Annotated in this window: 1 protein-coding gene; it reads right to left on the minus strand. The window is 49.0% G+C overall.

The genetic code is table 11. The features are described from left to right. Positions 1-137: 137 nt before the first annotated feature. The coding region (locus J0A66_RS22850; RefSeq protein ID WP_206576078.1) for a GreA/GreB family elongation factor at positions 138-296 on the minus strand (159 nt) is incomplete at its 5' end.

The following is a 296-nucleotide window of genomic DNA, read 5'->3' on the forward strand; positions in this document are numbered from 1 at the left end:
CCTATTACGGCGGCCCGTATGTAATGTGGAAAGGTACCCCCTATGCGCACATTATGGTGCCAGTAGGTAAACGGCCCTGACAAGCAGGCAATAAAAAAGGGCCGACCGGCCCTTTTTTCTTTCTGCTTTTCCCTGCGTTACAGGTACTCAACCTCAATGATTTCATATTCCACAACACCGGCAGGCGTCTGAATTTGCACAATGTCATCCAGGCTCTTACCAATCAGACCGCGGGCAATAGGAGAATTCACGGAGATCAGATTGTTTTTGATATCCGCTTCATCATCGCCCACGAT

Origin of the sequence: Bowmanella dokdonensis (assembly GCF_017254865.1) — a bacterium.
Taxonomy (GTDB): Bacteria; Pseudomonadota; Gammaproteobacteria; order Enterobacterales; family Alteromonadaceae; genus Bowmanella; species Bowmanella dokdonensis.